The sequence below is a fragment of the Parabacteroides sp. AF19-14 genome (assembly GCF_003635485.1).
In the GTDB taxonomy this organism is placed as follows: Bacteria; Bacteroidota; Bacteroidia; order Bacteroidales; family Tannerellaceae; genus Parabacteroides; species Parabacteroides distasonis.
The window spans coordinates 160511-174577 of sequence record NZ_QTMJ01000010.1 but is presented as its reverse complement, the minus strand read 5'-3'; the positions used below and the strand labels follow the sequence as shown (position 1 = coordinate 174577).

The following is a 14067-nucleotide window of genomic DNA, read 5'->3' as shown; positions in this document are numbered from 1 at the left end:
ACAAATTGCTTTTCTCACGGAAAGAGCTTCTCACGTGGGCGGAAAACCTTGCAAAAAGGGTGAACGACAAGGACGAGGCGGCACTCGCCATCGCCAAGAGCGCAAACCGGAAAATCCGTAACTATGGAAAATAAGAGGAAAGAAGAAGCCGGGCAGGGTGTTACCATGCAGAAAGAGGATTTCGCAGCCCTTTGGAAAACCATTCATTTAAAGGTGACGGACACTTACGAAGTGCCGCCCGAAATACTCTGGGTGAACGGCTCTACCATTGGCACGCTGGGTAATTTCAGCGCATCCACAGGCAAAGCCAAGAGCAAAAAGACATTCAATATTTCCGCCATTGTTGCGGCAGCGTTGAAGAATGACGAGGTACTGAAGTATTCGGCATGCCTGCCACCGAACAAACGGAAAATCCTCTATGTAGATACCGAGCAGAGCAAATACCATTGCCATAAGGTCATGGAGCGTATTTTGCGACTTGCCGGACTGCCTACCGACAAGGACAGGGACGATTTTGTTTTCATCGTGCTAAGAGAGCAGACCCCCGACAAACGGAAACAGATTATCGGCTATATGCTTGAAAATATGCCCGATGTGGGGTTGCTCATCATTGACGGAATCCGTGACTTGATGTACGACATCAACAGCCCCAGCGAATCAACCGACCTAATCAACCTTTTGATGCGCTGGTCAAGTGGGTATAACCTGCATATCCACACCGTGCTGCATTTGAACAAGGGGGATGACAACACAAGGGGGCATATCGGTACGGAACTGAACAACAAGGCTGAAACCGTCCTGCAAATCACGAAAAGCCAGCAGGACGGCAACATAAGCGAGGTAAAGGCGATGCACATACGTGACCGGGAATTTGACCCGTTCGCATTCCGTATCAATGACAACGCTTTACCCGAAATCGTGGATGATTATGTATTCCAACAACCTAAGCAGGACAGGAACTTTTCGCTTACGGAACTGACTGAACAGCAACACCGGGAAGCGTTGGAGAACGGTTTCGGCAAGCAGGTGGTACAAGGCTATTCCAATGTCATAGCGGCATTGAAACAGGGTTATGCGAGTATCGGTTACGAGCGTGGACGCAATGTTCTTGTGTCGCTTAACAAGTTTCTTGTGAACAAGCGCATGATTGTGAAAGAGGGCAAGGGCTACCGCTATAATCCCGATTTCCATTATTAAAAGTCAGTTTGGTTTAGTCCGGGTGTATATACAAGAGGAACGGACTTACTATTTCCCAGTATCGGAACAGGCAGGTTTAGTATGGTACGGGTGTATATATAACGGACTAAACAGGACTGGTGCACTTTTCAACTATTTTTTTATCCCCAAAAAGAAAATGTTATGAACATCGAAGATGTGAAACAAATACCCATCGCAGACTATCTGCACAGTTTAGGTTACTCTCCTGTCAAACAGCAGGGTAACGGTTTATGGTACAAATCACCGTTAAGGGAGGAACACGAACCGTCTTTCAAGGTGAACACTGACCGCAACCTTTGGTATGACTTTGGCGCAGGCAAGGGCGGCAACCTCATCGCACTGGCAAAGGAACTCTATTGTTCAGACAGCTTGCCATACCTTTTAAACCGGATAGCGGAACAGACACCGCACATCCGTCCGGTCAGTTTTTCTTTTCCCCAGCGTAGGAAAGAACCGAGTTTCCAGCATTTGGAAGTCCGTGACCTTACCCATCCGGCATTGCTCCGTTACTTGCAGGGACGGGGTATCAATATCGAACTGGCAAAAAGAGAATGTAAGGAACTCCATTTTACCAATAACGGCAGACCGTTCTTCGCTATCGGTTTCCCGAACATGACAGGAGGTTATGAGGTGCGCAACTCTTTTTTCAAAGGCTGCATCGCCCCGAAAGACATCACCCATATACGGCAGCAGGGAGAGCCGAGAGAGAAATGTCTGGTGTTCGAGGGTTTCATGGACTACCTCTCTTTCCTTACGCTCCGCATGAGGAACTGTCCGACCATGCCCGACCTTGACAGGCAGGATTATGTCATTCTTAACTCTACCGCCAATGTGTCGAAAGCCCTTGACGTGATGTCCCTGTATGAACGCATCCACTGTATGCTTGACAATGACAAGGCTGGATATGAAGCGACACGGGATATCGAGTTGGAATACTCCTACCGTGTACGTGACTTCTCACACAATTACAGGGGATATTCGGACTTGAACGATTACCTGTGCGGCAGGAAGCAGGAACAGAAAAACGAAGCCAGCCAAGTGCAGGAAACGAAGCAGGAAACCGGACAACGTGCCGCCCCAAGACAAAAGAGAGGCAGGGGCATTTAATCCGGCAGGACTATCAACGGCTGGCGGTTTATTTGGAGAGCAAGGTTATGTTTCGGTAAACCGAAACTACCTTGCTTTGCTCACCGCAAAGAAAATTTCTCCCGTTGGTCGCAATTTTTAAGACACCATTCAAACGTAAAAAACCATGACGAGTATAAAGGACAAGCCGGGGGGACGTCCGGCAAAGAAACGGATAGAGAAGCAGCAACGGGTTGTCAGTACGAAACTGACCGAGTTGCAGTATTACGCCATCAGGAAGCGAGCCGGGGAAGCCGGGTTGCGTGTCAGTGAGTATGTAAGGCAGGCGGTTGTTTCGGCAGAGGTCATACCCCGGCTGAACAGGCAGGATGCGGACACCATCCGCAAACTGGCAGGGGAAGCCAACAACATCAACCAGTTGGCGCACCGGGCGAATGCCGGAGGTTTCGCACTGGTGGCGGTGGAACTGGTGAAGCTCAAAAACAGGATTATTGGAATCATAAACCATTTGTCGGATGATTGGAAAAATAAAAAAGGGAAGCGGTTTTAAGGGCTGTGTGAACTATGTGCTCGGCAAGGAGCAGGCGGTTTTGCTTCATGCGGACGGGGTTCTGACTGAAAGCCGGGGTGATATAATCCGCAGCTTCTGTATGCAGACCGGGATGAATCCCGATTTGAAGAAGCCTGTCGGACATATTGCGTTAAGTTATTCGACAGTGGATGCGCCCAAATTGACAGACGGGAAGATGGTACAGCTTGCGCAGGAGTATATGCGTGAAATGAAAATCACCAATACGCAGTATATCATCGTGCGTCATCAAGACCGGGAACATCCGCACGTGCATATCGTGTTCAACCGCATAGACAATAACGGCAAGACCATTTCGGACAGGAACGATATGTACCGTAACGAACAGGTATGCAAGAAGCTGAAAGCCAAACACGGGCTTTATTTCGCTGGTGGAAAAGAACAGGTAAAGCAGCACCGACTGAAAGAGCCGGACAAGTCGAAATACGAGATTTACACGGCTGTGAAGAACGAAATCGGCAAATCCCGTAACTGGCAGCAGTTACAGGAGCGGTTAGCAGAAAAGGGTATTACCGTCCGGTTCAAACGAAAGGGACAGACCGACGAGATACAGGGCATATCCTTTTCCAAAGGTGAATACACGTTCAAGGGTTCGGAGATAGACCGGAGTTTCAGTTTTTCCAAACTGGACAAATGTTTCGGGTATGCAGGAATGAATGTTGCCGGAAGCCAACGGCAAACAACTTTCGCGCCCGTTCGGGAACAAGCACCTGTACCGGGCAAGGCTGACAGTCCGTTGATAACTGGTTCGCTCGGTCTGTTTTCCGCTTCTTCTCCCCCAGTGGATGAAGAACCTAATTTTAATTTGAGAAAGAAGAAGAAAAAGAAAAAACAACTTAAATTGTAAATACATGGAGGAAAATTTGATTTTAGAGGGGCTTCTCTCAATGGTTACGGAATTGAAAGAGAAGCAGGAAGCACAGGTAACGCCAGCCAGTCGGGAAGAAACTATCGAAAGGCTGAACGCAATCGAACAGGCATTGTCGGAACTGCACAATAATCCGGCTGTTCCCGAAAAGGAATTGCAGGCTATCCAAAGCCAACTTGCCGACATAAAGAATACGGAACAGGAGCAGCAGCAATCCATAGGAGAAGTGAGAAAATTTGTAACGGCTACCTACCGTTGTCTGAAAGAAATGCTGGATGCGTTGGATTCTTACCATAAGGAACGCACAACTGAAAAAGCGGAAACCGAACCAGCATCGCTGTCCCAGCGGATAAGCGGTTTGTTGCGTCCGAAACTGCTTCTCTTTTTGGCAGGGCTGGTTATCTGTTTCGTTTCCTTGTTCCTGAATATCCATTTGGCTGGACGGATGCAGCAGTTGCAGGACAACGATATGAAATACCGCTACATTCTGATGAAAGGGGAAGCGGACGGGGACTGCCTTGATTTGCTGGAAACGAATTTCAGTAGGGAACGGGATAACGTTTTCATCCAAAACTTGACTGATTCGGTGACGGATTTTGAATACCGCAGTAGGAAGCAGGCGGAAGCGTTGGAGCGTGCAAGGCTGCTCAATGAACAAGCCGAGCGGTTGAAAAAGGAAGCCAACCGACTGGGCAAGCCATAAACCGGGAAAACAAGGGATACAAACTGTAAATGTTAAAGCCCACCCAATATATGGAGAAAAGTGCAGTGCATCTTCGTGGTGTATTGCACTTTTTCTATATTTGCGGATAGTCTAATTTGAAAAGCCCAAAATCCCCAATCCGCTGAATTGTTTGGATGATGATTAGGCAATGATTTAATTGTGAATAGGAACTGCACCTACGGGGGCGTTTGCTGAAGTAAATATACTTGACAGATGCTATTATGAAGACATTAGCAACAATCAAATCATTATCGTTATTATGGACATCTAAAGTAAAAAAGATATTCCTATAATGATTAAAGCAATAGATGCAAATATGTATCTATATCTTTTTGTAGAAAACATTGCTCCTATACAGGAGATAGATACAGCAAATTGCATACATTTCAAACTTAACTCTGTAGTCTTAAATATACACATAGACAAAAAAGATAATGCCAAAACAAATATTATAGCATTCAATATATATTTCAGTTTCATATTACTTTGATTTACATTGACCTTATTATCAGTAGCATATAAATTGCTCATCCTATCCCAATAACCAATCCTATGTAAGAGAACAAGGTGAATCTCTTTTCCTTGTATTTCAGCACATAGACCAGCCCGATAATAGCACATAAAGGAATATTAGATGAATCTGCATTTTCCCTTTGTTTACAAGGTATTTATATGTTCTTTCATCCTTTCTTTGCTCAATTTGCGAATCTCACGGTTCTCTTTGTTTTGTTGTAGCATACATTTATGCAACTTAATGTTCCTATGATTCAGTTTAATCTATTTTCTCTAATTCAATTGTAGCTACTTTCTCTTTATCTGGACTAATTTCATTCTGTATAATGGTTATATGTTTTTGGGTATAGCTTTTGATAATCCAAGGGGCTCCCCCCAAATATAAAGCATTGCTATTAAATGTGATATATTTCCCTTCTATTGTATAAGTAATATCAATTTCATCGTAACCTTCCCAATTTACTTTCCCTTTCCGAGTATCTACAAATTGCATACCGACCCCCATATTTTGTACTGTCCAAGCCTCACAATGTCCTGTTCCACGCCATGAAGTCTGATAAAGTGCTTCGGGGGTTAATTCATTTGTCTGTTCATTATCATCGTCGCAGCTTATAAAACTGAATGTACAGAGGAATAGCATAAGTATTCCAAGAATTTCTTTTGTTTTCATATTCTCTTTTTTAATCTCTTGTTTAACTCATTCAATCTTTATTTTGTCTCTTCGTTGAACCAACCAAAGATAAGACAAAGATAAAAAGAAGAATCCTTTGGCAGATTAAGATACTCTTGGAATATTGTTATGAATGTAAATTTCTAAACCTATGTTTATTTTTTGTTGTCAAGACTTTGCTTGCGTCTGATTCGGCTCATGTGTACGGGTGTAATTTTAAGGTAGGATGCTATTTCTTTTAGTGATACCATTTGAAGGATTGCAGGGCATTTTTTTAAAAGTTGGAGGTAACGCTCTTCCGGTGTGAATCTGAATAAATCCAAATAACGTGAATATGATTGGAAAAACATCTGTTCGGCTGCGATACGGGCTATCCGTTGGCTTTCTTTGTTCTCCTCGAATTTTTGCTGTAAGAATGCAGAAGAACAGATGTAAATCTCGCACGGGATTATCGCCTGTATATTCAATTCTGATTTCATGCCATATAAGCAAGTGGGATAATCGCCTATAAATTCATTTGGAAAGGAAAAACCGACATTATACGGTTTGTTTTCTGTCCGGTTGGTGCAACTGTATTTGACTACGCCTGACAAGATAAACCCGAAGAAAGAACATACATCATCTTCATGGAGAATAAACTCATTCTTTTTATAATGTCGTAACTCTCCATGTTTTAGACACAATTCTTTAAAAAAATCTATGTCTATATTGCTCATATATGAATTAAATTCAGTCATCATTTACTTGTCATTGGTGCAAATGTATAAAAAATGCCTGAAATATGCTTGATAGTACTTAACTACATTGTTTAAATATTCAAAAAAGTATGTAACATAACATGTTTGTTATATTTTTAAGTTCAAAGGTTTAGTACGTTTCTTTGTCTGTATATCCAAAACGAACTAAACTTATTTAGACAGCAAATTATATATGCTGGCGAAAAAAGAAAAACAGAGTTTCTTTCTCTTTTTGCCAGTATCATGTCTATTTTTCACTGAAAAACGAGAGAAAACAGATATAAAAACATCTCCTACCACATTTACCCCTTAACAACAAATATCCTTTTCTGTTTTCTTATAATCACTCTATTTGTATGCAAATTGTATGCTTTAAAAATATTAATATTGATGTGCTTTATACCATAATTAACTGATATTCAGTATTAAATAAATAAATGTTGGTACGGATTAATCACCACCAACCGCAACAAGTTCGTGCTGGGTCCTTCGGGCAGCGGCAAGTCTTTCTTCATGAACCACCTCGTGCGCCAATATTATGAGCAAGGCGCACATGTGGTATTGGTGGACACGGGAAACTCCTATCAGGGCTTGTGCGGCATGATCCGACGCAAGACAGGCGGAGCGGACGGCGTGTATTTCACCTACACGGAAGAGAAGCCCATATCGTTCAACCCGTTCTACACCGACGATTACATCTTCGACGTGGAGAAGAAGGACAGCATCAAGACCCTGCTGCTGACGCTCTGGAAGTCGGAGGACGACAAGGTGACAAAGACGGAGAGCGGCGAGCTGGGCAGTGCCGTGAGTGCCTATATTGAGCGCATCCAATCCGACCGTAGCATCGTGCCGTCGTTCAACACCTTCTACGAGTATATGCGTGACGACTACCGCAAGGAACTGGCACAGCGTGACATCAAGGTGGAGAAGTCCGACTTCAACATCGACAACATGCTCACCACCATGCGGCAGTATTACCGGGGCGGACGCTACGACTTCCTGCTCAACTCCACGGAGAACATCGACCTGCTCGGCAAGCGGTTCATTGTCTTCGAGATAGATTCGATTAAGGAAAACCGCGAACTGTTCCCCGTCGTGACCATCATCATCATGGAAGCCTTCATCAACAAGATGCGGCGACTAAAAGGGGTACGGAAACAGCTTATTGTGGAAGAGGCTTGGAAGGCTCTCTCTTCAGCGAACATGGCTGAATATCTGCGCTATATGTACAAGACGGTCAGAAAATATTACGGCGAGGCAATCGTGGTGACGCAGGAGGTGGACGACATCATTTCCTCTCCCGTGGTCAAGGAGAGCATCATCAACAACTCCGACTGCAAGATACTTCTCGACCAGCGCAAGTACATGAACAAGTTCGACCAGATACAGGCGTTGCTCGGACTGACGGAAAAGGAGAAAGGGCAGATACTCTCCATCAACATGGCGAACAACCCTTCACGGCTCTACAAGGAGGTGTGGATAGGCTTGGGTGGCACACAATCGGCGGTCTATGCCACCGAGGTCAGTGCAGAAGAATATCTGGCGTACACCACCGAGGAAACGGAGAAAGTGGAGGTTTACCGTCTGGCGGAGAAGTTGGGCGGCGACATCGAAGCCGCCATCCGGCAACTTGCCGAGAAGCGGAGAACCAAAAGTTAATCATTTAATCATCAGCTAAAAACAAGAAATGCGTATGAATTTATCAAAAGTTAAAATGCTGCAAGTCAGCAAGTGCCTGATCGGATTGGCGGTCATGATGCTGCAATCCTGCGATGTGGTCGATAACCGCCGTGATATGCTGTGCGGGAACTGGGAGAGCGTGGAGGGGAAGCCCGATGTGCTTATCTACAAGGAGGGCGAAGCCTACAAGGTGACGGTGTTCCGCCGGAGCGGTCTGCGCCGCAAGCTGAAACCGGAAACCTATCTCTTGCAGGAGGAAAACGACAACCTGTTCATGAACACCGGCTTCCGCATCGACGTGTCCTACAACGAGGCAACGGACGTGCTGACCTTCTCGCCGGGCGGCGACTATGTGCGGGTGAAACCGCAGCCGGGACACCCGACAGAAGAATAACAACCACTAAAATCCAAAGTAACATGAGAACAAGAATAACAATGATTATCTGCCTGTGCCTGCTTTTCGCAGGCAGGGCAAGCGCACAGTGGGTCGTAAGCGATCCGGGCAATCTGGCGCAGGGTATCATCAATGCCTCCAAAAACATCATCCATACCTCCAAGACTGCCACGAACATGGTGAGCAACTTTCAGGAAACGGTGAAAATCTATCAGCAGGGCAAAAAGTATTACGATGCCCTCAAATCGGTGAACAATCTCGTCAAGGACGCCCGCAAGGTGCAGCAGACCATCCTGATGGTAGGCGACATCACCGACATTTATGTAAACAGTTTCCAAAGGATGCTCCGTGATGGAAATTTCAGACCAGAAGAGCTGTCGGCAATCGCTTTCGGTTACACGAAACTGCTGGAAGAGAGCAACGAAGTATTGACGGAACTGAAGAATGTGGTGAACATCACCACGCTCTCCATGACCGACAAGGAGCGCATGGACGTGGTGGAACGCTGCTACTCCAAAATGAAGCGTTACCGCAACCTTGTGAGCTATTACACCAACAAGAACATCTCCGTGAGTTATCTGCGTGCGAAGAAAAAGAACGACCTCGACCGCATCATGGGGCTGTACGGGAACATGAACGAAAGATACTGGTAAGCCTATGGAGTTCGATAACCTTCATCAGATTTTACGCTCACTTTATGAGCAGATGATGCCGCTATGTGGGGACATGGCGGGTGTGGCGAAAGGCATCGCCGGGCTGGGTGCGCTGTTCTACGTCGCCTACCGGGTATGGCAGTCGCTGGCGAGAGCCGAACCGATAGACGTATTCCCGATGCTCCGTCCTTTTGCCATCGGTCTGTGCATCATGTTCTTCCCGACTGTGGTGCTGGGCACGATAAACAGCATCCTCTCACCCGTCGTACAGGGCACGGCAAAGATGCTGGAGGCGGAAACGCTGGACATGAACCGATACCGGGAGCAGAAGGACAAGCTGGAATACGAGGCGATGGTACGCAACCCCGAAACCGCCTACCTCGTGTCCAACGAGGAATTTGACAAGCAACTGGAGGAACTCGGCTGGTCGCCCTCCGACATGGTGACGATGGCGGGAATGTATATCGACCGGGGAATGTACAACATGAAGAAGAGTATCCGCGACTTCTTCCGCGAGATACTGGAACTGCTGTTCCAAGCCGCCGCCCTCGTGATAGACACCGTCCGCACCTTCTTTCTCGTGGTGCTGGCGATACTCGGTCCGATAGCCTTCGCCCTGTCGGTATGGGACGGTTTCCAAAGCACGCTCACGCAGTGGATATGCCGCTACATACAGGTCTATCTGTGGCTTCCGGTGTCGGACATGTTCAGCACCATACTGGCGAAGATACAGGTGCTGATGCTGCAAAGCGACATCGAGCGGATGCAGGCAGACCCGAACTTCTCGCTGGATTCGAGCGACGGGGTGTATATCGTGTTCCTCTGCATCGGCATCATCGGATACTTCACCATTCCCACCGTTGCCGGCTGGATTATCCAAGCCGGAGGCATGGGCGGTTACGGTCGCAACGTGAACCAGATGGCGGGACGAGCCGGAAGCATGGCGGGCAGCGTGGCGGGTGCAGCCGCAGGAAACGTGGTCGGACGTGCCGGGAAACTGCTGAAATAATCAACTGACAATTAAAAACGAATAAACAACAATGGAATTTAAGTCACTTAAAAACATCGAATCATCGTTCAGGCAGATACGCCTGTTCGGTATCGTCTTCCTCTCGCTGTGCACCGTGGTGACGGTGTGGAGCGTGTGGAACTCCTACCGTTTCGCGGAGAAGCAACGGGAGAAAATCTATGTGTTGGACAACGGCAAGTCGCTGATGCTTGCGCTGTCGCAGGATCTGTCGCAGAACCGTCCAGCGGAGGCACGGGAGCATGTGCGCCGCTTCCACGAGCTTTTCTTCACGCTGTCACCTGAAAAAAGCGCGATTGAACACAACGTAAAACGTGCCTTGCTGCTGGCAGACAAGAGCGTGTACCACTATTATTCGGACTTCGCCGAGAAGGGGTACTACAACCGCATCATCGCCGGAAACATCAACCAAGTGTTGAAGGTGGACAGCGTGGTGTGTGACTTCAACGCCTATCCCTACCGAGCCGTGACCTACGCCACGCAGAAAATCATCCGGCAAAGCAACGTCACCGAGCGCAGCCTCGTGACCACCTGCCGCCTGCTGAACGCATCACGGTCGGACGACAATCCCAACGGCTTCACCATCGAGGGTTTCACCATCATCGAGAATAAGGATTTACAGACTATCAAACGGTAACGGATTATGAAACGGAAAGTAAAAAGTATCAGAAAAACAATGTGGGGCGTGTACTGGAAGCTCCACGACAAACGGAAACGGCTGGTGGCAAGGCTCAAAGGGTATCTGGACGGTTTGCCGCCGGAAACACGCCGCCGCATCGTACTGGGGATGCTCGCCGCCTTCGCGGTGCTTGCCCTCTACACCTTCGGCAGAGCCGTCTATGACATCGGCAGGAACGACGGCTTACGCATGGAAACGGGACACGCCGGACGGGTGGAACTGCCGACCCCGGTGGAAACTGACAATCACTTAACACCTTATTTATATGGAACAGACGAAGAATGAACCGACGAAAGAGAACAAAGCCGCTCCCGACACGGGAAAGCCGAAAAAGGGGCGCGAACCGCTGACCGAGGCGCAGCGGCTGAAACGGCAGAAGATGATAGTCCTGCCCGCTATGGTGCTGGTGTTCATCGGGGCGATGTGGCTGATATTCGCCCCGTCCTCCGGCAAGGAGCAACAGCCGGGAACAGACGGATACAACACCGAGATGCCCGACGCGGACAAGGCGAACCGGCAGATTATCGGCGACAAGTTGAAAGCCTACGAGCATGGGGAGATGGAAGAGCGTCTGGAGAGCCGCAACCGTGCCATCGGGCAGCTGGGCGACATGTTCGACCGCGAGATAGCTGGAACGGAGGACGGGACGGACTTCGACCTCGCCAATCCGGGCGGCAAAGAGGAAAAGGCACAGCCCGCCACGCCGCAGACCATCCAATCCTCCGCAGCCGCCTACCGTGACCTGAACGCCACCCTCGGCAACTTCTACGAACAGCCGAAGAACGACAATGCCGAGATGGATGAGCTGTTGGAGCGCATCGCCTCGCTGGAGTCGGAACTGGAAAGCGAGAAGGGCAGGACTTCATCTATGGACGAACAGGTGGCACTTATGGAGAAGTCCTATGAGCTGGCGGCAAAGTACATGGGCGGTCAGAACGGAGGAAAGCCGGAACAGGCGGCAGAGCCTTCCACCGTGCAGAAGGGAAAGAAGAACACGGCGACACCCGTAAGGCAAGTGACCCGCCAAGTCGTTTCCTCCCTTGCACAGCCCATGAGCAACGCGGAGTTTGTCGCCACCTTCTCGCAGGAGCGCAACCGGGGGTTCAACACGGCTGTCGGCACTACAGAGGTATCGGACCGGAATACCATCCCGGCATGTGTGCATGGTGCGCAGAGCGTGACGGACGGACAGACGGTAAGGTTGCGCCTGCTGGAGCCTATGGCGGTGGCGGGCAGAACAATCCCACGCAATGCAGTGGTGGTCGGCACGGGCAAGATACAGGGTGAGCGGCTCGACATCGAGGTCACCTCGCTGGAATACGATGGCACGATTATCCCGGTGGAGCTTGCGGTCTATGACACGGACGGACAGCCCGGTATCTTCATCCCGAACTCGATGGAGATGAACGCCGTCAGGGAGGTCGCCGCCAACATGGGCGGCTCGTTAGGGAGCAGCATCAACATCTCCACCAATGCCGGGGCGCAGCTCGCCTCCGATTTGGGCAAGGGGCTGATACAAGGCACGAGCCAGTACATCGCCAAGAAGATGCGAACCGTAAAGGTGCATCTGAAAGCCGGGTACAGGGTCATGCTCTATCAGGAAAAGGACTGAAAACAACAATCAATCAAAAAAACATTTACCACTAAAATCCAAAAGTAATGAGAAAAGTAATCATCATGTTTGCCCTCGCTATGGGCATCGCAACTGCCAACGCGCAGGAGAATGTAACCGTTGAAACGACCAAAGGAAGTGAACAGCCGACCTTGACGAAGGAGGTCTATCCGCAGAAGGAGGCGGACGGCGACCTGTATCACGGTCTGTCGCGCAAGCTGACCTTCGACCGCATGATACCGCCGCACGGACTGGAAGTGACCTATGACAAGACCGTCCACGTCATTTTTCCGGCGGAGGTGCGCTATGTCGATTTAGGCTCGCCCGACCTGATTGCCGGGAAAGCCGACGGAGCGGAGAACGTCATCCGCGTGAAGGCTACCGTGAGAAATTTTCCCAACGAAACGAATATGTCCGTCATCACGGAGGACGGCAGTTTCTACACCTTCAACGTGAAGTACGCCGCCGAACCGCTGTTACTCAACGTGGAGATGTGCGATTTCATCCATGACGGCAGTACGGTGAACCGCCCGAACAATGCGCAGGAAATCTATCTGAAAGAGCTGGGCAGCGAAAGCCCGATGCTGGTGCGCCTTATCATGAAGTCCATCCACAAACAGAACAAGCGCGAGGTGAAGCATATCGGCTGCAAGCGTTTCGGCATCCAATACCTGTTGAAAGGCATCTACACGCACAACGGCTTACTCTACTTCCACACGGAGATAAAGAACCAGAGCAACGTGCCTTTCGATGTGGACTACATCACTTGGAAAATCGTGGACAAGAAGGTGGCGAAACGTACCGCCGTGCAGGAGCAGATCATTCTGCCGCTCCGTGCGCAGAACTACGCCACTCTCGTGCCGGGCAAAAAAAGTGAGCGCACGGTCTTCACGATGGCGAAGTTCACCATCCCCGACGACAAGTGCCTCGTGGTGGAGCTGAACGAGAAGAACGGCGGCCGTCACCAGTCCTTCGTGATTGAGAACGAGGATTTGGTACGAGCCAGCACCATTAACGAACTTCAAGTGCGCTGACCATGAGAAAATACATCGCAATAATCATCGCGTCGCTTGCCCTTTTCACGGGGCAGGCGCACGCCCAGCGGTGTCTGCCGAAGATGCATGGCATCGAGGTAAGGGCGGACATGGCGGACGGTTTCAATCCCGGTGGCAAGGACGGCGGCTACAGTTTCGGGGCGTCTCTTTCCACCTACACGAAGAGGGGAAACAAGTGGGTGTTCGGTGGCGAATACCTCCTGAAAAACAATCCTTACAAGAACACCAAGATACCCGTGGCGCAGTTCACGGCGGAGGGCGGCTATTACTTCAAGATACTGTCGGACGCTCGAAAAATCGTGTTCGTCTATGCCGGGGCTTCGGCTCTTGCCGGATATGAGTCGGTGAACTGGGGAACGAAGGTGCTGCATGACGGTTCTACGCTGCACGACCGGGACGCCTTCATCTACGGCGGCGCGCTGACGCTCGATGTGGAATGCTACGTGGCAGACCGTATAGCCCTGCTTGCCAATCTGCGGGAGCGTTGCCTTTGGGGTGGCGACACGCGGAAGTTTCACACGCAGTTCGGGGTCGGTATCAAGTTCATCATCAACTGACACGG

General features: G+C 49.2%; 15 protein-coding genes and 1 pseudogene. 14 read left to right on the top strand and 2 right to left on the bottom strand.

The window, feature by feature from the left end:
* Window positions 1–123: 123 nt before the first annotated feature.
* The 5 genes from DWX33_RS12150 (at window position 124) to DWX33_RS12130 (ending at window position 4464) form a co-directional block, all read left to right on the top strand.
* Window positions 124–1197 (top strand): AAA family ATPase, encoded by a 1074-nt coding sequence (locus DWX33_RS12150; RefSeq protein WP_122380465.1) that lies wholly within the window; start codon window positions 124–126, stop codon window positions 1195–1197.
* Between the two features lie 162 nt (window positions 1198–1359).
* On the top strand, window positions 1360–2325 hold the full coding sequence (locus tag DWX33_RS12145) for a toprim domain-containing protein (protein WP_007656447.1): 966 nt from the start codon (window positions 1360–1362) through the stop codon (window positions 2323–2325).
* A 145-nt stretch (window positions 2326–2470) separates the two neighbouring features.
* Window positions 2471–2854 carry a MobC family plasmid mobilization relaxosome protein gene (locus DWX33_RS12140; RefSeq protein WP_004315361.1) on the top strand — a complete coding sequence of 128 codons (384 nt, stop codon included), beginning with the start codon at window positions 2471–2473 and terminating at the stop codon, window positions 2852–2854.
* Window positions 2820–3740, top strand: a complete 921-nt coding sequence (locus DWX33_RS12135) for a relaxase/mobilization nuclease domain-containing protein (protein WP_117678390.1) — start codon at window positions 2820–2822, stop codon at window positions 3738–3740. The genes DWX33_RS12140 and DWX33_RS12135 overlap by 35 nt, the downstream gene beginning before the upstream one ends.
* Before the next feature lie 4 nt (window positions 3741–3744).
* Window positions 3745–4464 (top strand): hypothetical protein, encoded by a 720-nt coding sequence (locus tag DWX33_RS12130; RefSeq protein ID WP_117543722.1) that lies wholly within the window; start codon window positions 3745–3747, stop codon window positions 4462–4464.
* Window positions 4465–5257: 793 nt separating this feature from the next.
* On the opposite strand, the gene DWX33_RS12115 is transcribed toward DWX33_RS12130, so the two are convergent.
* On the bottom strand, window positions 5258–5668 hold the full coding sequence (locus DWX33_RS12115) for a hypothetical protein (protein ID WP_004309979.1): 411 nt from the start codon (window positions 5666–5668) through the stop codon (window positions 5258–5260).
* Between the two features lie 155 nt (window positions 5669–5823).
* Window positions 5824–6405: a Crp/Fnr family transcriptional regulator gene (locus DWX33_RS12110; RefSeq protein ID WP_008645841.1), complete on the bottom strand. Its 582-nt coding sequence runs from the start codon at window positions 6403–6405 to the stop codon at window positions 5824–5826.
* Between the two features lie 453 nt (window positions 6406–6858).
* Here DWX33_RS12110 and DWX33_RS12105 point away from each other — a divergent pair.
* The 9 genes and pseudogenes from DWX33_RS12105 to DWX33_RS12065 form a co-directional block, all read left to right on the top strand.
* Window positions 6859–8064 (top strand): annotated as a pseudogene (locus tag DWX33_RS12105) (TraG family conjugative transposon ATPase); the annotation flags it as partial.
* Window positions 8065–8098: 34 nt separating this feature from the next.
* Entirely contained in the window at window positions 8099–8479 is a 381-nt protein-coding gene (locus DWX33_RS12100; RefSeq protein WP_002560979.1) for a DUF3876 domain-containing protein, read from the top strand.
* 23 nt (window positions 8480–8502) lie between these two features.
* A complete protein-coding gene (locus tag DWX33_RS12095) occupies window positions 8503–9132 on the top strand; it encodes a DUF4141 domain-containing protein (RefSeq protein WP_002560978.1) in 630 nt (209 codons plus the stop codon).
* Between the two features lie 4 nt (window positions 9133–9136).
* Entirely contained in the window at window positions 9137–10141 is a 1005-nt protein-coding gene (gene traJ / locus DWX33_RS12090; RefSeq protein ID WP_002560977.1) for a conjugative transposon protein TraJ, read from the top strand.
* 31 nt (window positions 10142–10172) lie between these two features.
* Window positions 10173–10796 (top strand): conjugative transposon protein TraK, encoded by a 624-nt coding sequence (gene traK, locus DWX33_RS12085; protein WP_002560976.1) that lies wholly within the window; start codon window positions 10173–10175, stop codon window positions 10794–10796.
* Between the two features lie 39 nt (window positions 10797–10835).
* Complete coding sequence (locus DWX33_RS12080) at window positions 10836–11123, top strand: TraL conjugative transposon family protein (protein WP_002560975.1); 288 nt, start codon at window positions 10836–10838, stop codon at window positions 11121–11123.
* Entirely contained in the window at window positions 11104–12450 is a 1347-nt protein-coding gene (gene traM, locus DWX33_RS12075; protein WP_002560974.1) for a conjugative transposon protein TraM, read from the top strand. The genes DWX33_RS12080 and traM overlap by 20 nt, the downstream gene beginning before the upstream one ends.
* A gap of 47 nt (window positions 12451–12497) precedes the next feature.
* A complete protein-coding gene (gene traN / locus DWX33_RS12070) occupies window positions 12498–13484 on the top strand; it encodes a conjugative transposon protein TraN (RefSeq protein WP_002560973.1) in 987 nt (328 codons plus the stop codon).
* Window positions 13485–13486: 2 nt separating this feature from the next.
* Window positions 13487–14062, top strand: a complete 576-nt coding sequence (locus DWX33_RS12065; protein ID WP_008764729.1) for a conjugal transfer protein TraO — start codon at window positions 13487–13489, stop codon at window positions 14060–14062.
* The last annotated feature ends 5 nt before the right edge of the window (window positions 14063–14067 follow it).